20 protein-coding genes are annotated in these 21,904 nt (G+C 57.5%); 9 read left to right on the top strand and 11 right to left on the bottom strand.

Going from position 1 to position 21,904, the window contains the following annotated elements:
• Positions 1–253 precede the first annotated feature (253 nt).
• Positions 254–451 (top strand): hypothetical protein, encoded by a 198-nt coding sequence (locus HY298_18115; GenBank protein ID MBI3852176.1) that lies wholly within the window; start codon positions 254–256, stop codon positions 449–451.
• Between the two features lie 79 nt (positions 452–530).
• Positions 531–4,211: a c-type cytochrome gene (locus HY298_18110; GenBank protein MBI3852175.1), complete on the top strand. Its 3,681-nt coding sequence runs from the start codon at positions 531–533 to the stop codon at positions 4,209–4,211.
• A gap of 18 nt (positions 4,212–4,229) precedes the next feature.
• Here the strand turns inward: HY298_18110 and HY298_18105 are convergent, their stop codons facing one another.
• Positions 4,230–4,619 (bottom strand): response regulator, encoded by a 390-nt coding sequence (locus tag HY298_18105; protein ID MBI3852174.1) that lies wholly within the window; start codon positions 4,617–4,619, stop codon positions 4,230–4,232.
• Between the two features lie 199 nt (positions 4,620–4,818).
• On the opposite strand from HY298_18105, the gene HY298_18100 reads away from it, so the two are divergent.
• From HY298_18100 to HY298_18070, 7 genes are all read left to right on the top strand, one after another.
• Complete coding sequence (locus HY298_18100) at positions 4,819–6,141, top strand: DUF4912 domain-containing protein (GenBank protein MBI3852173.1); 1,323 nt, start codon at positions 4,819–4,821, stop codon at positions 6,139–6,141.
• A 5-nt stretch (positions 6,142–6,146) separates the two neighbouring features.
• Entirely contained in the window at positions 6,147–6,557 is a 411-nt protein-coding gene (locus tag HY298_18095) for a hypothetical protein (protein MBI3852172.1), read from the top strand.
• Positions 6,554–6,784 carry a hypothetical protein gene (locus tag HY298_18090; protein ID MBI3852171.1) on the top strand — a complete coding sequence of 77 codons (231 nt, stop codon included), beginning with the start codon at positions 6,554–6,556 and terminating at the stop codon, positions 6,782–6,784. Before HY298_18095 ends, HY298_18090 begins: the two co-directional genes overlap by 4 nt.
• Before the next feature lie 91 nt (positions 6,785–6,875).
• Positions 6,876–8,450: a DUF1957 domain-containing protein gene (locus HY298_18085; GenBank protein ID MBI3852170.1), complete on the top strand. Its 1,575-nt coding sequence runs from the start codon at positions 6,876–6,878 to the stop codon at positions 8,448–8,450.
• Positions 8,451–8,645: 195 nt separating this feature from the next.
• Entirely contained in the window at positions 8,646–9,878 is a 1,233-nt protein-coding gene (locus tag HY298_18080; protein MBI3852169.1) for a molybdopterin-dependent oxidoreductase, read from the top strand.
• A 7-nt stretch (positions 9,879–9,885) separates the two neighbouring features.
• Positions 9,886–10,263 carry a cytochrome c gene (locus HY298_18075; protein ID MBI3852168.1) on the top strand — a complete coding sequence of 126 codons (378 nt, stop codon included), beginning with the start codon at positions 9,886–9,888 and terminating at the stop codon, positions 10,261–10,263.
• Positions 10,264–10,323: 60 nt separating this feature from the next.
• Positions 10,324–11,652 carry a 3-deoxy-D-manno-octulosonic acid transferase gene (locus HY298_18070; GenBank protein ID MBI3852167.1) on the top strand — a complete coding sequence of 443 codons (1,329 nt, stop codon included), beginning with the start codon at positions 10,324–10,326 and terminating at the stop codon, positions 11,650–11,652.
• 19 nt (positions 11,653–11,671) lie between these two features.
• Here the strand turns inward: HY298_18070 and HY298_18065 are convergent, their stop codons facing one another.
• The 10 genes from HY298_18065 to HY298_18020 form a co-directional block, all read right to left on the bottom strand.
• Positions 11,672–12,760, bottom strand: coding sequence for a PilT/PilU family type 4a pilus ATPase (locus HY298_18065; protein MBI3852166.1), 1,089 nt, complete (start codon positions 12,758–12,760; stop codon positions 11,672–11,674).
• A gap of 37 nt (positions 12,761–12,797) precedes the next feature.
• Entirely contained in the window at positions 12,798–13,118 is a 321-nt protein-coding gene (locus tag HY298_18060) for a PilZ domain-containing protein (GenBank protein MBI3852165.1), read from the bottom strand.
• 54 nt (positions 13,119–13,172) lie between these two features.
• Entirely contained in the window at positions 13,173–14,210 is a 1,038-nt protein-coding gene (locus tag HY298_18055) for a ketoacyl-ACP synthase III (protein MBI3852164.1), read from the bottom strand.
• Positions 14,207–15,253 carry a phosphate acyltransferase PlsX gene (gene plsX / locus HY298_18050; GenBank protein ID MBI3852163.1) on the bottom strand — a complete coding sequence of 349 codons (1,047 nt, stop codon included), beginning with the start codon at positions 15,251–15,253 and terminating at the stop codon, positions 14,207–14,209. Before plsX ends, HY298_18055 begins: the two co-directional genes overlap by 4 nt.
• Before the next feature lie 53 nt (positions 15,254–15,306).
• A complete protein-coding gene (rpmF, locus tag HY298_18045; protein MBI3852162.1) occupies positions 15,307–15,495 on the bottom strand; it encodes a 50S ribosomal protein L32 in 189 nt (62 codons plus the stop codon).
• Positions 15,496–15,502: 7 nt separating this feature from the next.
• A complete protein-coding gene (locus HY298_18040; GenBank protein MBI3852161.1) occupies positions 15,503–15,988 on the bottom strand; it encodes a DUF177 domain-containing protein in 486 nt (161 codons plus the stop codon).
• A 19-nt stretch (positions 15,989–16,007) separates the two neighbouring features.
• Complete coding sequence (gene coaD, locus HY298_18035; protein MBI3852160.1) at positions 16,008–16,496, bottom strand: pantetheine-phosphate adenylyltransferase; 489 nt, start codon at positions 16,494–16,496, stop codon at positions 16,008–16,010.
• A 97-nt stretch (positions 16,497–16,593) separates the two neighbouring features.
• On the bottom strand, positions 16,594–18,969 hold the full coding sequence (locus HY298_18030) for an adenylate/guanylate cyclase domain-containing protein (GenBank protein ID MBI3852159.1): 2,376 nt from the start codon (positions 18,967–18,969) through the stop codon (positions 16,594–16,596).
• Positions 18,970–19,039: 70 nt separating this feature from the next.
• Positions 19,040–19,888: a FecR domain-containing protein gene (locus tag HY298_18025; protein MBI3852158.1), complete on the bottom strand. Its 849-nt coding sequence runs from the start codon at positions 19,886–19,888 to the stop codon at positions 19,040–19,042.
• Positions 19,889–19,989: 101 nt separating this feature from the next.
• Complete coding sequence (locus HY298_18020) at positions 19,990–21,900, bottom strand: O-antigen ligase family protein (protein ID MBI3852157.1); 1,911 nt, start codon at positions 21,898–21,900, stop codon at positions 19,990–19,992.
• Positions 21,901–21,904 lie beyond the last annotated feature (4 nt).

The raw sequence follows: 21,904 nt of genomic DNA, 5'->3' as shown, positions 1-21,904 counted from the left end.
TTGAGTTTGCAAAAGACGAAAGATAGATACGGGGTGATTGTGATGTGCGGCCTGCGCAGCTTTGATTTATTCGTTCACGCCAACCGGGTCGCAGAAATTCTTCCGTGCGAATCACTCAATAATTCAGATGAGACACAAAAATCTTTTACCCCTACGATTCATGCCGGCCTGTTTGCCGCGGCGACTGTTTGGATAGGGTTTGTTCAAGCCACGGTGGCCGCACTTAGCGCCAGGGAAATTGCCCCGCGAGGTGTTGCCAGATCGCATCCACGATGGCTGGGCCGGCAGGTTGATCGGCGGCATCGAGGGGTTGCCGCATGAATTTACTTTCCTCAAGAACGGAGCGTGCACCGACGACGACAACGACTTCGAGTGGACGCACCTGTGGTTCATGGACAAGGAGGATGTGATCAAACTCCCGTGCGAGTTGACTCAAAAGAGCCGGGATTGAATTTCGGAGCTACTATTGGACCAGCTCTCGAGTGCGGCGCTTGACACTGGTGACCCTTGTCGCATCGTTCATGCGCCAAATGAAACCACATTTTCTTTGCCTCCCGGGTCTATTGTTTGTCAGCGTCGCAGCCGCCTTTGGCCAGCCTGGTGAGTTCCAAGCCGCGCCGACGACGGGCAAGCCGCCCAAAGAGTCGCCACTGACTGCGGAGGAACAGCAGCCCACCTTCACGCTCCCGCCCGGCTTCGTGATCGAATTGGTCGCCGCCGATCCAGACATCAACAAAGTGGTCGCCTTCAACTTCGATGAGGCCGGCCGTTTGTGGGCGAACACGGCTACCGAATATCCGCTTGATGGCAACGAGAATCCGGAACGTGCCGCGGAACTCTACAAACGCGGCGGCAAAGACCGTGTGCTGATTTTCGACACGCCGACGCGACCGGGTCGCCAGCCGCCGCGCACGTTCGCTGACGGTTTGGCAATGCCGATGGGCATTTTGCCGTTCAAGGACGGCGCGATCGTCGGTCAGGGACCGGACATCTTTTTCCTGCGCGACACCGATGGCGACGGCAAGGCGGACAAGAAGGAGCTATTGCTCACCGGTTTCGGCATTCAGGATTCCCACCTGATGCCCCACGGGTTCGTGCGCGGGCCGGGCAACTGGATTTATCTTGCGCAAGGCGCGTTCAACTCTTCGTCGGTAAAGACGAAGGAAGGAACAACCGTCCAATTCGACCAATGCAAGATGGCCCGCTTCAAACCGGACGGCTCGCGGTTTGAAATCGTCGAAAGCGGGTTGAACAACATCTGGGGCTTCGTGATTAATCGGCGCGGCGAGATGTTCATTCAGGAGGCAAACGATCTCGGCTATCCAGTCGTGCCGTTCTTTATCGGTGGCACGTATCCGGGCATTGGCATGCATAAAATGAAACCGCACTCACCTTGGCAACCGCCGTTGGCCAATTTTGAAATGGGCGGCACGGGGTTGTCCGGTCTGGCGCTGGCGGAGGATGAGAACGGTTTTCCGCCGCCATATCGCGAGGTGATGTATGTCGCCAATCCGATCACCGGAAAGATTCAGGCCATCAAGATCCATCCCGATGGCACGGGCTATCGGCTGGAAAAACTGCCTGATTTCATCAACTGCGCCGACCCGTGGTTTCGCCCAATTGCGATTCAGTTTGGACCGGACGGCTGTCTTTACATTCTGGACTGGTACAACAAAATCATTTCCCACAACGAAGTTCCGCGCACGCATCCGGAACGCGACAAGTTCCGCAGCCGCATCTGGCGCGTGCGCCATGCAACGATGCCGCCACGCGCGATTCCCGATCTGACACGAATCCCAGAAAAGGAATTGCCGCCACATCTCGCGACCGCTTCCACGTGGGAGGCGCGTGCCGCCGTGCGGCAGATCATTGATCGCCAGTCGTTCAGCCTGGCGTCTGCGTTAAAGAAAATGAGCGAACGCCGCGAGGCAGGCAATGCGCCTCCTGCTCGCCTCAGCGCGCTTTGGGCGCTGGAAGGTCTGGGCAAAGTCCAACTGGCAACGTTGCAGAAACTCGTGAAAGACGTCAGCCGGGATGTTCGTCGAGAAGCCGTGCGCGTTCTCGGCACCCAGAAATTCTCCGCCGACAAGATGGTGGCGAGACTCGAACCGTTGCTCGACGATCCCGATCCCCAAGTTCGCGCCGAGATCATTCGCACGTTGGATGGAATTGCTAATCCGAACCTCAAAGTTCTCGAACTGCTGGTGCGAGTGGGCAAACCACAGATCGACGGGCCAATTATCAAGCCGCAACAGGGTGGCGAGCCGACGTTCGCGGCTGGCCCGGCAGCGGACCGCGCCTTCGAGCGCAGTCTGGTGCGGGTCGCGTTGGAAAAGAATCCGCAAGCCCTCGCCGCTTTTCTCGATTCGGAAGCGGGGAAAAAACTTCCGTTGGAAAATCGGCTGCTGGCGACTTTGTCGCTCGGCGAAAGGGCGGGCGCAGTGCAACTGGCCCGCACCGTCCCCGAGATCAAACGCATCCTCACGGATGAGGAACTTGTTTTACTGGCAAGGTTTAGCGATGAGCCTGGCGTTGGCGAAGTGCTGGATGACGTGCTTAAACTTCCCGCCACACAAGCGCAAACCTTGCGGACACTGCTGAATGCTCGCGGCCGGCTGGAGAACTCGAACCTCGCGACGCATCTGGTCGCCGCTGCGCGATCGCTCGTCCAACGCGACGCCTCCGAATCCAATCAACAACTCATGATTCAACTGGCGTCGGCCTTTCGCCTGCGCGAACTCGAACCCGAAGTCGTCGCCTATACCACGCGAGCGGGGCAGATGCCGGAGCGACAATTGGCTGGATTGAAAGCGTTGCGGGAAATGGGATCAACGCAGGTTGAGCTCTTTCAACGACTGGCGTTGACGGGCAAAGCCGGGGAGCCGTTGCAGCGGGAGGCCATCGTTGCGCTTGCCTCGGCCCGCAGCGACCGCGCGGTGCCGTTGCTTGTGGAACTCTGGCCAGTGCTGCCAGTCAGTCTGCGCAAGGCGGCCGTGGACCGGCTCACGAGTTCCGAGGCGAACAGCCGCGCGTTGCTGCGCGCCGTCAAGAGTGGGGACATTGCCGCGCAGGAACTCGACGAGTATTCGCTGGACAAACTCCGAACCATTCTGGGAAACGATCCTGACCTGGCTGCACTACGCCAGCAGTTGAGCGATCAACTTCGACCGGTGTTACGTCTGAGTGGGCACAATGAAGACTACGTGGACACAAAAGTTCAACTCAGCGGCCCATTCACTGTCGAGACGTGGGTCAAACTCGATCCGGGCATCGACAACGAGGACGGCATCCTGGGCGTTCCCGGCGGCGCGGATTTTAATTTTGCCGGTCGATGGTTTAGGATTTTCGCCGGGCCGCAATATGGCGATGTCATCATTGCCAACAAGAAGATCGAGGCGGAGGTCTGGACACATGTCGCGGTCACGCGCGACGATACCGGACAGTTCCGAATCTATTTCAACGGCGAACCGGACACCGCCAAGGGCGAGTCGTTGAACATCGCTTTCACCAACCTCGACATTGGCCGCACGACCCCGGCGAAGGGCACGGCGGGCACGTTCGCGGAATATCGCATTTGGAATGTCGCACGCGCCGCAGAAGAAATTCGCGACGCGTGGCAGATCAGCTTCCAGGATGAACCACCGCCATCCGGACTGGTTCACTATTTCGCCGGCGATTCTTGGGGCAGACTGAATGGGCAGGTGAAAGTGGAACAGACCATGGATTTTCCGCCTCTGTTGAGCGCATCGGATGCGCGGGCACAGAAAGCAAAGTTTGATATCTATCGCCACTACGTCGAGGGGGGCGGCGACGAAGCCAGAGGCAAGGCGACCTTCACAACGGTCTGCATGACCTGCCACAACGTGCATGGCGAAGGCGCGAATATCGGGCCGACATTGAACGGAGCCGGCGTCATGGGCACGGAGGCGTTGCTGCGATCCATCCTCACGCCGAACGCGGCCGTGGAGTCGGGCTACTACCGGTTTCGCGTGGAGACCAAGGGTAATGACCTGCTGGAGGGATTTTTGGTTTCGCAGAATGAGGCGGAAATCGTTTTGCGACAGCCCGGTAGCGAAGACGTGCATATTCAGCGCGATCGGGTGAAGCGGGCTTCATTCACCAAGACGTCGATGATGCCGGAGGGATTGCTGGAAACGCTGAAGGCGCAGGACGTGGCTGACCTTTTTGCCTATTTGAAAACTTTGAGATAGAACCAGACGGCCGGCGGTTTATTTGCGGAGTAACAATTCCACCAGGTCACTGAGTTGGTTGGCGTGATAGGGCTTGGCCAGAAATTTATCCGGTTTGATGGTCGAATCGCGGTAAATATCTTCGCCGACCGTGCCGCTGACCAGCAGGGTTTTCAACTTCGGGTCCGCGGTCTTGCATTTCCTGAGCAACTCCAGGCCGTTCATCTGGTGCATGGCGTAGTCGGTAATGAGCAATTGGGGCGGGTGGTCCGCGGACCGGAATGCTTCAAACGCCGCGTCGGGATCGCGAAAAGTTTTCAGACGGTAGCCGAGCGGTTCCAAAATGAACGTGGCGAGCTCCAAAAGGATGGGCTCGTCATCCACCACGTAGATGAGCGTCTCTGAGTTGCTGTCAGGCTGGGGGTTCATGTTTCAACCTCAAACAAAAATTGGCAGCGCGCGCAGATACTCTTTAGCATAGTAGCCAGCTGATTTGCAAGCTGTCTTTAAGGCCAACTTGAGCTGGCGCCGGATCGGAGTCAATTTCCCGTTGCGTGCAATATCATTTGGCCGTAATCTGCGGGTGTATTGAGGTCGAAGAACCCGCCAATTCGCGTCGAAATAGCTTATGAAACTTGACAAATCATCCCGCAAGAATGTCGTACGAGCTGTCACCAAAACTGTGCGCCGCCGCACCACCCCGCCCCCCGCCAAAGCAGTCAGTACCCCGACCGCAGCCCCGAAAACCGTTCGCACGCGCAAGGCCGCGCCGCGAGCCACAGTCAAACCCCGAGTTGCCCGCAAGACGACCGTCCAGATCCCCCCGCTGTTGCTGGAAGGGGACGCGCCTTCTCCACCCCCAATCAGTGGTCCTGGCGAACGGTATGTCTTGGGGCCGACGGCACCAGTTGAACATTTTGAAGTCACCGGAGATTTCGGGGAACTGCCGGAGGCGTATGGCACGAAGCACTTGCTTTTGACCGCGCGCGATCCGCATTGGCTTTACGCCCAATGGGACCTGACGCGCGAACAGCAAAAAAAATACAACGCGCTGTCCGGCGATCACCACCTGGTATTGCGCATTTACATTAATGCGGCCGGCGGTGGGCCAGTTTCCCAGATTCACGTGCATCCGGAATCGCGCCATTGGTTCGTGCCGGTTGACCGCGCGGGCACGAAGTACGTCGGCGAACTCGGTTACTACCGGTCGGGCGGCAAATGGGTGAGCATCTCCACTTCCGCCGCCACGCTGACGCCGCCCGATGCGATGTCCGCCGACACGTCCGTGCAATTTGCCACGCTGCCGGTGGACGTGCCCTTTGCCCAACTCCTGCAACTCGTCAAGGCGGTTGTTCGCGAACACATCCCGCTGACGGAAATTCTGCAACAGCTTCGCGCCAGCGGCCTGATGCATTTGCCTAAGGAAAACCTCCCGCCTGCCGGGCAGTGGACGTCCGAACAGGAACGCGCGCTCGCCGGTATTGTCACCATGGACAAAGTGCGCTGTGTTTGGATCGGCTCATTGGAAATCACGGAATTGATCCGCCGCCAGCTTGCGGCTGAGATTTCTTCGGCTGGCGTCACGCAGTTTTCGCTTCCCACCTCGCCCGGTGTCTCGAGCGTCTCCAGTCCGTTCGGAGGCGAACAGCGGCCCAAATCATTCTGGTTCAATGTCAATGCCGAGTTGATTCTCTATGGCGCGACGGAACCAGGGGCAACGGTCGCCATCGGCGGTCGCACGATCAAGTTGCGCCCCGACGGCACCTTCAGTTATCGGTTTGCGCTGCCGGACGGTCAATATGATCTCCCGGCCGCCGCCACGTCCGCCGACGGCAGTGACACGCGGCGGGCCGGGCTTCGGTTCAGCCGGAGCACGGATTACCGCGGTGAGGTCGGCGCGCACGCACAGGACGCGACCTTAAGACCACCGCTGGCCGCAAACGTCGCTTGAGGGACATGAACCAGGATGCCGAACAACTCGGGCTGCTTTCGATTTTCCATTATGTTGTGGGCGGCATGATGGCTTTATTCGCCTGCATTCCTATCCTCCACATTACCATCGGTATCCTGATGATCGTCTCGCCGGCTTTTTGGGGCTCGCATGGCAACGCGCCTCCGCCATTTCTCGGATGGTTCTTCGTGATTTTGGGAGGGGTGTTTGTTTTGATCGGTTGGTCGGTGGCCGCACTGGTCATTTGTTCAGGTCGTAACCTTTCGCGGCGCAAACATTATCTATATTGCCTGGTGGTTGCCGGCGTCAGTTGCATGTTCATCCCGTTCGGCACGGTACTCGGCGTTTTCACGATCATAGTTCTGCTGCGTCCGACCGTGAAGGAACTGTTTCAAGAGACTGGGCCCACGGTATGAACCCCTACAAGAGAGCCGCCCTGCTTTTGATTCGATTGGTGGCGTCGGGGTTCATCCTGTTCGGCCTCCTCGATCTGGGGGTTTACGTCCTCAAACATTTTCTCCATAAAGCCGATTGGCAAGTGATGCGTTGTCTGCTGTCCGGTGTTCCCGTTGTAATCGGTTTGGTGATCTTGATTAAAAGCCCGGCGATTGCCGCCCGCCTGACCCAGGATTTTGATGAGTGAACTTTGCCGCGGCGAGCACCAACCCTCCGTTGCGCGCAAAGTTTCTTCGGCACGCTTGCACGACTTGACGGTCGTCTTCTAAAGTTTCCTCATGCAAGGTTACTTCGCACTTGTGTTGCACGCGCACCTGCCGTTTGTCCGGCATCCGGAGCACGAAAAGTTTCTGGAGGAGAACTGGCTCTTTGAAGCGATCACCGAAACCTACCTGCCACTCATCCAGGTCATGGAGGGCTGGTTGCGCGATGGCATGGAAACGCGCCTGACGCTCTCGCTTTCGCCCACGCTTTGTTCGATGTTGCTCGACCCACTGCTTCAGGATCGTTATCAGCGTCACCTCGAGGGCTTGATTGAACTGGCCGAGAAGGAAATTCATCGCACGCATTGGGACCGGGCTTATCATGAACTGGCCTGGATGTATCATCATCGCTTCACGACCATTCGAAACACCTACTTCGCGTACGGCCGCAATGTGGTCGGCGCCTTCCGGAAGTTTCAGGAACAGGGCAGACTGGAGATCATCACTTGCGCCGCGACTCACGCGCTGCTGCCGTTGCTGGCCAGCCAGCCCGCGTCGTTGCGCGCGCAAATCCTCGTCGCTCGCGATCACTACCGGAGCTGTTTCGACTGCGATCCGTCCGGCATCTGGCTGCCGGAATGTGCCTACGCGGAGGGTGTGGAGAAAATCCTTCAGGAAGCGAACATCCGCTGGTTCGTCACGGACACGCACGGCATCCTGCACGCACGTCCACGTCCGCGCTACGGCGTGTTCGCGCCGATCTACACACCCAACGGCATCGCGGCATTCGGGCGCGATCTCGATTCCGCCCGGCAGGTCTGGAGCAAGCACGAAGGCTATCCCGGCGACGTCCGCTATCGCGATTTCTACCGCGACATCGGTTTCGATCTCGATTTTGATTACGTGAGGCCACACTTGCCGGCGCCGGATCAACGCGGATTCACCGGCATCAAGTATCACCGCATCACCGGCAGCGCGGGCGAGAAGCTAATCTATAACCGCGGCATGGCCGTGCAGGTTGCAGCCGATCACGCCGGACATTTCCTTAGCGAACGTGTCGGGCAAATCCAGAAACTAGCCGGCATCATGGATCGTCCGCCGCTGGTGCTGTCGCCGTATGACGCGGAACTGTTCGGTCATTGGTGGTACGAAGGACCGGAGTTTCTCGATTACTTCGTGCGGAAGGCTTACTACGATCAGAAGGTCTTTTCACTGATCACTCCGCGGGAGTATCTGCGCCTGCATCCGACCCAGCAAGTCGCCGCGCCCAGCGCGTCGAGCTGGGGCGCGGAAGGTTACTGGAATGTCTGGCTGAACGAAACCAACCAATGGATTCAGCCCCATCTCCACATCGCACAGGAACGGATGACCGACCTGGTGCGGCGTTTTCCCCGCGCTGATGGACTCAAAGAGCGCGCTCTGAAACAAGCGGCCCGCGAGCTATTACTCGCGCAGGCCAGCGATTGGCCGTTCATTCTCCGCACCGGCACCAGCCCGGATTACGCGAAGAGACGGGTCAAAGACCATTTGCTCCGCTTCATCGCATTGCACGAACAACTTACGACCACGCGCGTGAATGAAACCTGGCTCCAGAAGTTTGAGTGGCTGGATAATATTTTTCCGGACGTGAATTATCATTACTGGGCTTGAGGTCCGGTATGGCTGATTGGAGACTCCAAATGTGCCGCGTGGTGCTCGTGTCAGCCCGGAGCAACCTGAAGGTTGAACTCCAACCCAGGCGCGCCTGCGGGAGTTCAAGCTTCAGCTTGTCTGGCTCGGCCGTGGATTCCAATATTGACCCGCGTTGGCCCGACAAGCAAAATTGTCGCGATGACCCGGGATGATATGCTGGTTCAACGCAATCTTGATCGCCGCCAGTTTTTGCGGGAGGCGGGTTTGTTTGGCCTCGCTGGCGTTTTGGTCGGCCCGCCGCTCAGGTCGTCTGCGGACGACACCGTCACACTGCCGTTTGAAAATGGGGCGCGGCCTCTCGTCAAGTATCCGCAGAAGCGGCCGTTGATCCGCATCACGACGCGACCGCCACAACTGGAAACGCCGTTTTCCGTTTTCAACGAAAGCATCCTCACCCCGAACGATGCGTTTTTCGTGCGCTATCATCTCACGTTGTCACCGCCGGCCAATCTGGACGCGGAAACATTTCGCGTCACCATTGCGGGCAAAGTGAAATCGCCCGGAGCTTTCTCCATTGCGGATTTGAAATCGCACTTTGAGCCGGTTGAAATCGTGGCGGTCAATCAATGTTCCGGCAATGGGCGTGGCTTTTTTCAACCGCGCGTGGGCGGCGGCCAGATGGGCAATGGCGCCATGGGCAACGCAAGGTGGAAGGGGGTCCGGCTTAAAGACGTGTTGGAGAAAGCCGGCGTCGCAGCCGGAGCGCGGCAGGTGACCTTTAACGGACTGGACTTGCCGCTGGTTCCCAAAACGCCCGACTTCATCAAGGCCCTCGACATTGATCACGCGCTCGACGGCGAAGTCATGCTGGCGTATGAGATGAATGGCGAGGAGTTGCCGGTGCTCAACGGTTTGCCCTTGCGCCTCGTCGTTCCCGGTCATTACGGAACTTATTGGGTCAAGCATGTGAATGAAATCACCGTGATCGACGAGGAGTTCGGCGGCTTTTGGATGAATCCGGCGTATCGGATTCCGGCAAATTCATGCGCGTGCGTCGAACCGGGCACGACGCCAAAGACAACAATTCCGATCAACCGTCTCAACGTCCGTTCGTTCATCACGAGTTTGATGGACGGCGAGCAAGTCAAAATAGGTGAACGGTTGACTGTAAAGGGCATCGCGTTTGATGGCGGTTATGGCATCCGGGAGGTCTTGTTTTCCGCCGACGGCGGCCAGACGTGGCGCGAAACGAACCTCGGCAATGATTTGGGGAAGTATTCATTCTGCGAATGGCAAATTCCCTTCACGCCGAAAAGCGCCGGTGCCGTTGCCTTGAAGGTGAAGGCGACCAACCGCATCGGCCAGTCGCAACCGCTGGAGCCGTTGTGGAATCCGGCGGGCTACATGCGGAACGTGGTGGAAACTGTGCGGGTCAATGCCGCGTGAGGAAGTCATGAGGACAGCGAACAAATCTGATTGGACCACCTGGCGAATCGTGTGGGCGGTTCTCCTGGCCGTAGGCGCGGGATGCGTCATCGCGGCAGAAATGCAGTTCAGTTTGCCGCCGGAAACGAATCGGTTCAAGCCCGGCGCCGGGTCTGAGATCGCGGCCACGCAATGCATCATTTGCCATTCGGCAGATTACATATCCACGCAACCGCCGATGCCGCGCGCCTTTTGGAAAGCCGGTGTGCAAAAAATGCAGAAGGTCTATGGCGCACCGATTCCCGAAGAGCAGGTGGAGCCGTTGGTGGATTACCTGGTGAAGAATTATGGCAACGAAAAACCACGGAGTAATGCGCCGCCCGCCGCCGCGAATCCCGCCAAATAATTCTTGATTCGCGGAAGAGACTTTTGATGTTAACGTAAGCAGGACTTTCCCGCGAGACGAATGCGAACGCTTTACAACATTTTATTCTTTTTGGGTTTCTGGCTCGCGTCGCCTTACTATTTTCTCAAGATGTTGCGGCGGGGCAACTGGCGATCAGGGTTTGGCCAGCGCTTCGCGCGATATGACACCAATATAAAGCAGGCTATTACCAATCGGCACGTCGGCTGGGTGCACGCGGTGAGCGTGGGTGAGGTGGGTATTTGCACACATTTGATTCAGGCCCTTGAAACCAAAGTGCCCAATCTCAAGATCATGGCCTCTACAACGACTACGACGGGCATGGATGACTTGCAGAGCAAACTGCCGCCTCACATTGGCAAGATTTATTATCCCATCGACCGCCGCGCTTATGTTCGTCGAGCTTTGAGTGTGTTCCATCCGGAGGCAGTCGTGCTGGTGGAGGCGGAGATCTGGCCGAATTTCATCTGGCGCGCCCGCACCAAGGGAATTCCCCTGTTTCTGGTCAACGCCCGGCTCTCCGACCGTTCCTATCGCGGCTATAAATGCTTCGGGTTTCTGTTCAAACAATTGTTTGCCTCATTCACAGGAGTTGGCGCGCAGAACGAGGCCGACGCTGCGAAGCTTCGGGAACTGGGTTGTCGCCCGGAAGCAATTCGCGTGGTCGGCAATCTGAAATTTGACACGGCGAAACTGGACGAGCGCCGACCGCTGGACGTGCCCGCCATGCTTGCTCGGTTGGGAGTGCCGGCCCACGCGCCGATTTTGGTGGCCGGCAGCACCCACAACGGCGAGGAAGCAATCCTGGCGGAACAATTTCAACGATTGCGCGAACGCTTCCCTGACCTGTTCCTGGTGCTCGTGCCGCGTCACTTTGAGCGGGGCCGGGAGGTTGGGCGTGAACTGAAGTCCAAGGGAGTGAAATTCGTGTATCGCACCGAGATGGCGTCCGTACCGCAGGAGGCCACCGGAGCAGTCGAGTGTCTGCTGGTCAACAGCACCGGTGAACTGAAACATTTTTATCGCCATGCCACGGTGATTTTTGTCGGCAAAAGCTTGACGGCAGTTGGCGGGCAAAATCCGATCGAACCCGGCGCGCTTGGAAAGGCGATGGTGTTCGGGCCGAACATGCAGAATTTTACCGATGTGGTCAGGCTTTTCCTCGCGCAGGACGGCGCCGTGCAGGTGAACGACGCTGCCGAATTGGAACGCGCGCTGGGCGAGTTGCTCGGGAATGCGGCGCGCCGCGAGGCGTTGGGACGCAATGCGCTGAAGGTGGTGCAGGAAAATCTTGGCGCGATTGACCGCACGGTCGAGATGATCGTCGAGCATCTCGAAGGTGGAAAAATGTACGTCGCGCCGCGCGCGTAGAAACGCAGTTGCGTTTTGGTCAACCCAAAATCCTGCGGCCTTCGTCCAGGAAGATGCCCTTGAAATTCATCTCCAGCGCCTGGGCGTTGGTCGCTTTGGCCAAGGCTTCCGCCTCCGAAATTCGCCTCTCCTTGACGAGCTGCAACAGGGATTGATTGAAGTTCAACATTCCATCTTCCCCACCAGTTTCGATGGCGGACGGCAATTTATCGAGCCGGTTCTCCTCGATCAATTTTTTCACGGTGCCGGTGTTGATCATGATTTCCAGGGCGGGAGTGACGCCGCCCTCCACCGTGTTGACCATGCGCTGACAGACAACGGCCTGCAATGTGCCGGCGAGTTGACGCCGGATTTGTTCACGCTCATCGGCCTTGAAAAAATCGAGAATACGGCTCACGGACTGGGACGCGTTGGTCGTATGGAGCGTAGAGAGCACGAGGTGGCCGGTGTCCGCGGCGCTCATGGCGGCGGTGAAGCTGACGGCGTCGCGCATTTCGCCAATCATGATGATGTCCGGGTCCTGCCGCAGGACGTGTTTGAGCGCCTCGCGGAAGGAAAGTGTGTCCAACCCTACCTCGCGCTGTTCGATGACGGATTGATTGTCTTCAAACACATATTCGATGGGGTCTTCCATCGTGATGATGTGTTTTTTGAAATGAGCGTTGATATGCTCGACCATCGCCGCCAGCGTCGTGGATTTGCCGCAACCGGTCGAACCGGCCAGCAGCACGATGCCGCGCGGTGATTCGGCAATCTTCTTGATGGTCTCCAGGAGACCCAGTTGCTCGAAACTCGGCACCTGCGTTTTGACAAACCGCATGGCCAGACAGAACTGGCCGCGTTGCTGAAAAAGATTGGTACGAAAGCGGCCGATCTCAGGCACATAATAGGAAAAATCAATCTCGCGCTCCACTTCGAGCTTCTTGGTCAAATGGTGGGGCACAATGGCGTCCACCACCGTTTTCATCCAGGCTTCCGTGGGAACGGGACACTCGATGGCAACGAGCTGGCGATTGATCCTGAAAATGACGGGCGTGCCGATTTTGATGTGAACGTCGGACGCGCCTCCTTCAATGGCCGTCTTTAAGATCCGATAGAATAATTCCATGCCCGGAGACTAGCAGAGGCTGAAGAATCTTTGCCAGTCAGGAATAAGCCAGCAGGTTCAACTGCGCTTGCGTCTGACGGGAAAGGCCCGTGAAGAGCATGGAGACGAGATAGCCGCTGTGGCGATTGCCATGGCACGCCACCACGACGCCGGTGCAGTGAAGCTTCCTGACACTGCGGGGAGCTTGCAAATCCACCGTCATCTCGGTCCAAGGGGCTATGGCGGTGGGGGAACGAAACTCAATGCCATTCTTGCTGAGGCTGACAGCGCCGCCGGACAGGGTTAAGCTGGTCTTTCTAGCTTGAACATTAACATTCGAAAAGTCACCGGAGGAGGGTTCTAGTTTTCTTGCACTCATAGTTGTGAAATCACTCTAGCACACACCAAAAGAACGTCAAACAAAGCTTTGTCTCTACCACTCGATCACCGCCGCGCCCCAAGTCAACCCCGCGCCGAAGACCACCAGCAGGATCAGATCGCCTCGACGGAAGCGGTTCAATTGCGCCGCCTCATCCAAAGCGATGGCGACGGAGGCGGCCGAGGTGTTGCCGTATTTGTGAAGGTTGACGAAAATCTGGTCCGGCTTCACACCCAGACGTTCGCCGACGGCATCGATAATCCGGCGATTCGCCTGGTGGGGAATGACGCACTTGATTTGTGAGATGTCGAGCTGACAACGGAGCAGCGCTTCCTCGCCGGCCTTGGTCATAGCATTGACAGCATTCTTGAACGTCTCCTTGCCTTCCATGCGCAGGTAATGCAAACGGGCGGCGACCGACTTGGCGGTGGCCGGGCAGCGGCTTCCACCACCAGGCATGGAGAGCAGATTCGCTTTGCGTCCGTCGGCACCCATGACCGTGGTGAGCAGGCCGTGCGTGTTCGGGCGGTTTTGTAAAATGGCGGCGCCCGCGCCGTCGCCAAACAACACACAGGTATTCCGGTCCTGCCAGTCGATGATGGAGGAAAGTTTTTCCGCGCCGATCACGAGGACGGTGTTGTAGGTGCAGGACATGATGAATTGTTGGGCAATTTCCAGACCGAATATAAATCCCGAACAGGCGGCCTCGATGTCAAACGCCGCGGCGTGATGGGCGCCGATCTTTGCTTGCACCAGACATGACGTGGAAGGAAACACCAGGTCCGGCGTGATGGTGGCGACAATGATCAGATCGATCTGCTCGGCGGTGACGTGCGCTCGCTGCAAGGCGAGTATGGCGGCACGCGCGGCCATGTCCGACGTGTATTCGTTGGGCGCCGCCATCCGGCGTTCCCGGATGCCCGTGCGGGTGACGATCCACTCGTCCGACGTATCCACTATTTTTTCCAGGTCGGCGTTGGTCAGGATCCGCTTGGGCACATACGACCCCACGGCCGCGATGGCACAAGTGCGGCCCTGGAAGCCGTGTTTGGCGCGGGGGTAAACGATCTTCTTTGTCGGACTGGTTTTCATGCGGGAACGGGGTGGGGAAGGCTGGGGCTGGCCCGGGCCAACAGTTCATTGGCGCGGGCAATTTCCTGGTTGATGAGACCGGTCACGTTGTGCTGGATGGTTTCGGACGCAATGCGCACGGCATTCATGATGGCGCGCTCGCGCGCAGAACCGTGGGCTTTCAGCACAATCCCATTGAACCCAAGCAGGAGACCGCCACCATGAGCATCCGGGTCCATGCGGCGCTTGATCGTGCGAAAGGCGTTCTGAGCCAGGAGCGCGCCGAGCTTGCGCTTGGGATTGCGGAGCAGTTCCCGTTTCAACATGGCGAAGATTCCGGTCGCCAGACTTTCGCAGGTCTTCAAAACAATGTTGCCCACGAAACCGTCGCACACCACCACTTCGACGCGGTTGTTGAACAGGTCATGACCTTCCACATTGCCGACAAAATTAAGGTCCACTTGCTTGCAAAGCTGAAAGGCTTCGAGCGTCAATTCATTGCCCTTGCTATCCTCGGTGCCGATGCTCAACACCCCGACGCGCGGTTTCGGGTAGCCGAGAATCTCGCGGGAATACACGTTGCCCATGACGGCGTAGTGCAGCAGATGCAGCGGCTTGCACTCGACGTTGGCGCCGGAATCGAGCAGCACAAATTCATTGTCCATTCCGGGAATCACCGTGGCGATGCCGCCCCGATCCACGCCGGGAAGCCGGCCCAATTTGAACGTGGCCGCGGCAAAAATGCCGCCGGTGTTGCCGGGTGAAATCACCGCCTCGGCTTTGCCGTTCTTGACCAGTTCCATGGCGCGGGCAATGGAGCAGTCCTTCTTTCGTCGCAATCCCTCGACCGGTTTGTCTTCCATGGTCAGGACTTCGACGGTATGGACTATTTTTACACGCGCATCCTGGAGCTGGCTGCGGGTCAGGGCCGGCTTGATCTGCGCCTGGTCGCCCACCAGATAAAGCTCGGTGATTTTTCGGTTGGCGTTGAGCGCGAGTTTGACTCCCTCGACAATAACCCCGCAACCGTGGTCGCCACCCATGACATCCACTACAATTCGCATAAATGGAAAGAGCGCAGAAGGGACGCCGCCAACTCCGCGCTCTTGCTACTGAATCAAGCTCCGGCGGTGACGGTCAACACCTGGCGGCCCTTGTAATAGCCACAAGCGGGACAAACCCGGTGTGGAATATACGGCGCCGCGCACTGCGGGCAGGTGCTCAGTTGAGGCAAGGTGAGCACGCTGTTGTAAGCGCGCCGTTGACGTTGACGACTCTTCGATGGTTTGCGTTTGGGAACACCCATAAATTTTCTACAATTTCAGTTTGTTTAACTCAGCCCACGCGGACGAAACCTCTTCCGTCGCACGGCCACCGTTTTTTTTCTTTTGGTTCGTTGCTTTTCTCAGCAATCCGCTGCATTCAGGTTTACACAACGGATGGCGCGGCAACTCAAGGAGAATATCTTCCCGCACATAGGGCGTCAAGTCCACGCAATCGCTGGCGACCAGCACCTTGTCCTCTCCCTTCAGAGGCAGATGGCGGGCCCAGTGGTTCAACTCCAGGTTGTATTTAAAAGATTTCAAACAGCGAACGCACTCGCAATCCAACGTGATCTGCAATCGGCCTTGCACGAGAATGGCATCGGCGAGTTTTTGCGTTTCCAGGTCGTACTGCAGCGGCTGACCCGCGTGGATCAACTCATCCACCTGCTCCAGCTCCAGTTCCTTGACCGCCAGTTCGCCCACCAACCGCAGGTTGTTCGCTTCGACATGATGCAGATTAACAAGCAATGGCATAACCTCATAAATTAAAGGATTAGCGGGTCGCCTTGGCCAGTTTTTTGATGAGGGCGGCCTGCACCGGCCCCGGCACGAACGCGCTCACATCGCCGCCCAACCGCGCGATCTCTTTCACGATGCGCGAACTGAGAAAGGTGTAAGTGTCTTTGGGCATCATGAAGATGGTTTCCACGCGCTCGTTTAATTTACGGTTCATCAGCGCCAGTTGAAATTCAAATTCAAAGTCCGACACCGCGCGCAGCCCGCGAATGATGGCGTGGCCGGTCCGCCGCTCCACATAATCCACCAGCAACGTGGAAAACGAATCAGCTTCCACATTCGCAAGATGTTGAATCGAGCTTTTCACCAGTCTCACCCGTTCTTTCAGATTGAACAGCGGACTTTTGCTTTCGTTCTGCGCCACCGCGACAATGACCCGGTCAAACAACTTGGCCGCCCGTTGGATCACGTCCAAATGACCGTTGGTGAGAGGATCAAAGCTGCCAGGATAAACCACGATGCGCATGGAATTCAGTTTAGCCGACTGCTTGCGGATTCCCACTCAAAAATTCCGCCATTAGGGCGGCGGCTCAAGTCGCGCGCCTTTCAAGCCTGAAAATTCTTCAAGCCCGCGTTGTTGCGGCCGGGTTGACCTCGGGGAGATCGGCAGACTGAGCTGGAGTGTTCTTGTCGCTTGCGACCGGCATCGGATTAATCGGCTGCCACGGAACTTCGTAAATGTTTACGGCGTTGCGGATGCCTTTGACGTTTACTGGCGGCAGGGCCACGCACGAGGCGGCCAGCTTGGGGTCGTCCTTCGAAATGGCGGCATACGTGGCTTCTCCGATGATGATGTGCGCGCGTCCCGAAATATTCTCCAGTCGGCTGGCCAGATTCACTTCGCGACCAAACACCGTGTAATTCAAGTGCACGTCCAGGCCCATGAGACCCGCCGTGGCGACGCCGGTGTTGATCCCGCTACCGACTTCCAGAATTGGCAGCAGTGGCAACAGCGGCTGGCCCGCGGCGGCGCGTGACACATTCTCCTCGCTGCGGCGCTGGTTTTGTACACTGCGCTGTTGATTCAACTCCTGAACGGCGCGTTGGGCGTCAATGGCGGCACGCACACACGCGACCGCATGGGTGCGGCTGGGAATGGGCGCTCCCCAAAATGCCATCACGCAATCGCCGATGTATTTGTCGAGCGTGCCGTTATGTTTTATCACCATGTCGGCAATCGTGCCCAGATAAAGGTTGACGGCGTTCAAGGTCTCCTGCGCCTGTTGATCGAAACACGCTTCGGCGGCTTCGCCGGTGAGCTTGTGTTCGCGGATATACTGCGCGGCCTTTTCCCGGTTCGTATCCGTCAACTCCGTGAAGCCCCGAACGTCGGTGAAGAAAACAGTGATTTCCCGTCGCGCGCCGACCAGGGAGAGTTTTTCGGTCTTCACCAATTCGTCGAAGACGTCGGGCGAGACGAGTCTGGCAAAAATGGATTTGAGACGGCGCTTTTCGTCCTGCTCGAAAATGGCCCGGTAAGTGACGAGGCAGAGGTATTGCATCAGCATGGCGCAGCCGACGGGCAGAACCAGCGGCAGCCAGTAGCGCTGCTGCACGTAAAGATAGAAGGCCAGCGCCACGTACCCCGTCGCCAAAGCCATGACCGCCAGGAACGCCGTGAACGAGCGCAACCTCCACGTCAGGATGGCGACGATTGCTCCCGCAACGATGATCAACAGCAACTCCATTGGGAGTGAGCTGCGTTGAATGAACCGACCCATGATCACGGAGTTCGCGATGTTCCAGTGTTTGCTCATCAAATTGGTTTCCTTGTCGAGTGGTGTGGCGCCCAAATCGGCCAGGTCGTTGCCGGTCGCCGTTGATCCGACGATCACCAATTTGTTTTGCCAAAGATTCTTGAGGTCGGCTGCCTTGTCGGCCAGCCGGTCATGATCTTGCTTTAGAACGTCCTTGATATTTTGATCGGTCAGTCGCGCATCGGTCCGCCGCAAGCTCCAGTCGATGTAAAAGTAGCCGTTACGGTCAACCGGGATGACCCGCTGCACGCCGTCGGCGCCGCGTAAAACGATCCGGCCGTGTCCCCAATCCACCTCGGCCCTGGACAAGTCCAGTTTCAGTTCCTGCGCGGCCACGACGATGCCCATGTGCCAGATGTGTTGGAACGGCTTGTCGTGGCGCGGCCAGCCTTTGGGAATTTTGTCGCCCACAAAATCCGCAAGATCGAAGTTGCCGTCGCCATCGAGTGGGATGCTCGTGTCCTGGCCATCCGGTGCCCGCAAAAGTATGCGTTTGTTTTCGATGCGAGACTTCCCCAGATCAATCCCCAACTGGCTCGCGGCGGCTTGAAATACGGGATGCCACCGCAGCTTGAAGGCCCGCGCCCGGCGCAAAACGCCATCGGTATCTTTATCGGCGTCGATGTCCCCAATGGCCATGGCATTCGTGCGAAACAATTCGTGAGGCGCGACATTTTTTGTGTCGGCGATGATGACATTGCCGGCCTTCTGCATTTGCCAGGCAAAAAAGACGTCAGAGGGCAGAAGCGTCTTATCCTCAAATCGGTTGAGCGGCTGGCCAAACAACCTGTCGATGGCGAGGAGTGATTTGTCCGCTACCGGCACATCGGGGTGATCCGCGCGCAGTTCGCCAAAGATCACGTCGAAGGCTACCGCTTTGGCCCCTTGAGCTGCCAACTCCCGCACCAGTTGCCCGTAAACCAGGCGGGGCCAATACAAGCCGAAATGAAAACCCAACTCGCCGCTGTGAACTGCTTCGATGCTTTTGTCATTGATATAAACAAACCCCAGGTTGGTGGCCGCAGTGGGTGAAAAGTTGACCGCCTCGCGCACCCGCCAATCATAGGTCATCCACTCAAGCCGTTCAAAGAAGGCGGGGCGCAACGCCTGCACCAGACAAACCAACCCCATGACGCCCATGGCGATGAGCAGAGGTGCCAGTTTGTTGGTTTTCAACTTCACTGCCGGCAACTAAACAAAAAAACCAGAGCAACACAAGGTCGCGCTGGCTTTGAAAATGAACCGGGGCCAATTAATTGGCTTTCCCAACGCCGCCCGGGGGCGGACCAATGCCGACGCCGTTGTGACCTGTAGTGGGTGAAACGTAATAGATGGTGTTATCCACCGTGAAGGTCGTGGGCGGGACATTTGGTTTCCCGCCTAATTCCCTGAACTCTCTGACCATTTCTTTCTTGTCGAACTCAGGAATGGGGGTCACTAAACCGGTGGCCGGGTCAAACTGATAGCCAGCCATGACGACCTGAGTCTGCACGACTCCGTCCTTAAGGTAAGAAACCACTACCGATCCCGTTAGAACACGGGTCAATCCATTCTTGTCAATCGTGTAGATGGTGCCGCGAATGCAGGCCACGCCAGTTGGGAACTTGACTTCATATCGAGACGCCGCGGACAATTTTTTCACATTCCCCATGATCCGGCCCGCGCGCAGGTCCAATTGCGTATCGGACACCACGTCGGCACCAGTTTCCTCAACCATCAATTTGTCGATGGACAAAATACTGTCCGGGGTGATGCGCAAAACGTTGGCGTCTTCTCCCGTTCCCGGAGTGAAAACCAGATTTCCAATGGTCGGTTCATGGCCGGTAACTTCACGTTCTCCCAACACAAGGTCCACGTGTGAATTGGCCGCGGTCTGGATGAGGGCTGGCGCCTTGAGGATCAATCCTACTTTGACCGGATGCCAGGTCCGGCCGTTATCGGTGCTGTATCGGGTCGCACCTTTGACGCCACTGACCGTGGCCGATCCCTGACCTGATCCTTGTTTTCCAGGTGCGGCGGAGAGTTCAGCCGCCCACGCCAGCACAAATAACGCAACGCTGCCGGCAACCAGTTTGTTGGCACAGTTCCTCAAAAGTTTCATAGAATCTCCTGTGTTTATTGGGTCATCAATTCTTACTTAAGCGAATTTTAGTGTTCCACGCCTGCTTGTCAAACTAATATTCCAGGTTTTCTCGCAGGATTCTAAGGGGGCTGGACGGCAGGGCGGAGGCCGGGCAACAGGACGCCATCCTGGCGGGAAGCCGCTTCGGCCAGTCGTTCATTGGCGATGGCCAGGTAGTTCTCGGCAATCGGGTTGTCCTTCCATTGTAATCGGAGAGATCTTTCAAACCACGGTTTCGCCGCCGCGTATTGTCCCATCTCCACATAGTGCCTGCCGATGTAGGCCAATGTGAAATAGCCGTTGGGATCAAGCTGATAAGCCCGCTCAAAATAAGGCTTCGACTCCGAATGGCGTTCAAGCCAATCGAGACACATGCCGTAACCCAGGTAGTTGTAGCCATCGTAAGGATTCAAATTCTGGGCGCGCTCGTACCAGTCCATCGCCTTCTGGGCGAGTTCCCGGAAATTACTGTTGGCTAGGAAACTTTGCTCCCGAAGCGCTTTACCAATGACGAACGCAGTTTCGAAATTCATCGGCTCAATCGCAAACGCCTTTTCCATGGCTGCGATCTGCGCCGTTGAATCACTCGGCGCGACTTCGCCCCGGTTGAGCCAGACATATTCATTGGCGCGCCGCCAACCTTGTTGCCCCAGATAAAGAATGCCTCCCAACAAGACCATTGTGGCCAGCAACTTTCCCGGCCAGCCGCTGGTGACCCAGTATCGCTCCGTGGTGAAACGCAGATGACCGGTGAGCAACGCCATCAGCGCAATGGCCAGAATCGCATTGGCCGGAATGTGTATGTTGAAATCCACAACCGAATGCAACAGCATGGCGAGCAAGCCCAGCGACGCCCCCAAAACAAATGCGAAGCGACTGCTCTGCCTCGCCCCAAAATCGTTTACCGCGCCGCCGACATATCTCCACGTCTTAAAAACCCCCCAGTAGAGCAACAGCCACGCCGCCGATACAATCACCGTGCCGACGACTCCCCAGTCCGCCAGCGTGTTCAAATAATCGTTATGCGAATGGTCAGGGCGCAACTGGATCGACTGCGGACGGTAAGCGCGGAAGCGGTAATCAAAATGTCCCGGCCCGACGCCCCACCAGAAATTGTCCTGCCACATCTGGACGGTCGGCGCCCAGAGTTCGAAGCGCGTGTCACTCACTTTGCCTTGCGAAAACGTGCGCTTCAGGCGCTCCTGGCCGCGCTCGCCTTTCGTGAGAAAGACTGCTGTGCCAACGACCAACACCGTCAGCACGACTGCGGCTTGAATGCGATGGCTGCGGCGCAGCAGCAGCACGCAGCAGAAAATCATCAACACCAGCGCCGTGGCCACCCAACTGCCACGCGAGATTGAAACGCCAATGCCCGCCGCCAGTGCCAGCGTCGCGTAACCCACAAAAACCTTGGTCAAATGATTGAGCCGTCCGGTCAACGTGTAGGCCAGTCCCAGCGGCAAAAGCATTTCAAGAAAACCGGCCAGGTTGTTTGGCGAAATGAACGTGCCCATGCCGCGTCCCGCGTACGGACTGATGAAATGCCACACGCGAGTTGAACCGGTCAGGAATTGGTACAGCGCATAAAAGGAAATCCCCATGCCCAAAAAAATGAGTGTCACCGAGATGATCTGGGCCGGCTCCCGGCCGTGCAGATTGTTGAGGATGGCAAAAAACAGGAACGCGTAGATCAAAATCTTGATCAACTCCTGCCGCGCCACGTATTCAATGTCCGCCAACTGGTAACGAACTATCGCATAACCCACGAACACTAAAACCGCCCAACAAATCGGCGGCCAGAGCAACTTCATCCGCTGGCTCAGCCACAAGCGCGCGCCCCAAAGCACAATCACGCCGAGCGTCAATCCTTGGATGACGAGCAACTCCAGGGTGCGCACGGCTCCGGTGGCCAGCGGGCCAAAGATCAGGATGGCCAACACCAATCCCAGAATGCCGCGCTCGCACCAACGATCCATTTTTTCCCGGTCCATGCAA

The organism is Verrucomicrobiota bacterium (assembly GCA_016200005.1).
In the GTDB taxonomy this organism is placed as follows: Bacteria; Verrucomicrobiota; Verrucomicrobiia; order Limisphaerales; family PALSA-1396; genus PALSA-1396.
The sequence above is the reverse complement of the archived record's forward strand: the minus strand, read 5'-3'. Positions and strand labels throughout refer to the sequence as shown.

Coding starts and splice junctions, on each gene's coding strand:
- HY298_18110 (MBI3852175.1), top strand. CDS start 531: ATGAAACCACATTTTCTTTGCCTCCCGGGTCTATTGTTTGTCAGCGTC.
- HY298_18105 (MBI3852174.1), bottom strand. CDS start 4,619: ATGAACCCCCAGCCTGACAGCAACTCAGAGACGCTCATCTACGTGGTG.
- HY298_18100 (MBI3852173.1), top strand. CDS start 4,819: ATGAAACTTGACAAATCATCCCGCAAGAATGTCGTACGAGCTGTCACC.
- HY298_18095 (MBI3852172.1), top strand. CDS start 6,147: ATGAACCAGGATGCCGAACAACTCGGGCTGCTTTCGATTTTCCATTAT.
- HY298_18090 (MBI3852171.1), top strand. CDS start 6,554: ATGAACCCCTACAAGAGAGCCGCCCTGCTTTTGATTCGATTGGTGGCG.
- HY298_18085 (MBI3852170.1), top strand. CDS start 6,876: ATGCAAGGTTACTTCGCACTTGTGTTGCACGCGCACCTGCCGTTTGTC.
- HY298_18080 (MBI3852169.1), top strand. CDS start 8,646: ATGCTGGTTCAACGCAATCTTGATCGCCGCCAGTTTTTGCGGGAGGCG.
- HY298_18075 (MBI3852168.1), top strand. CDS start 9,886: ATGAGGACAGCGAACAAATCTGATTGGACCACCTGGCGAATCGTGTGG.
- HY298_18070 (MBI3852167.1), top strand. CDS start 10,324: ATGCGAACGCTTTACAACATTTTATTCTTTTTGGGTTTCTGGCTCGCG.
- HY298_18065 (MBI3852166.1), bottom strand. CDS start 12,760: ATGGAATTATTCTATCGGATCTTAAAGACGGCCATTGAAGGAGGCGCG.
- HY298_18060 (MBI3852165.1), bottom strand. CDS start 13,118: ATGAGTGCAAGAAAACTAGAACCCTCCTCCGGTGACTTTTCGAATGTT.
- HY298_18055 (MBI3852164.1), bottom strand. CDS start 14,210: ATGAAAACCAGTCCGACAAAGAAGATCGTTTACCCCCGCGCCAAACAC.
- plsX (MBI3852163.1), bottom strand. CDS start 15,253: ATGCGAATTGTAGTGGATGTCATGGGTGGCGACCACGGTTGCGGGGTT.
- rpmF (MBI3852162.1), bottom strand. CDS start 15,495: ATGGGTGTTCCCAAACGCAAACCATCGAAGAGTCGTCAACGTCAACGG.
- HY298_18040 (MBI3852161.1), bottom strand. CDS start 15,988: ATGCCATTGCTTGTTAATCTGCATCATGTCGAAGCGAACAACCTGCGG.
- coaD (MBI3852160.1), bottom strand. CDS start 16,496: ATGCGCATCGTGGTTTATCCTGGCAGCTTTGATCCTCTCACCAACGGT.
- HY298_18025 (MBI3852158.1), bottom strand. CDS start 19,888: ATGAAACTTTTGAGGAACTGTGCCAACAAACTGGTTGCCGGCAGCGTT.
- HY298_18020 (MBI3852157.1), bottom strand. CDS start 21,900: ATGGACCGGGAAAAAATGGATCGTTGGTGCGAGCGCGGCATTCTGGGA.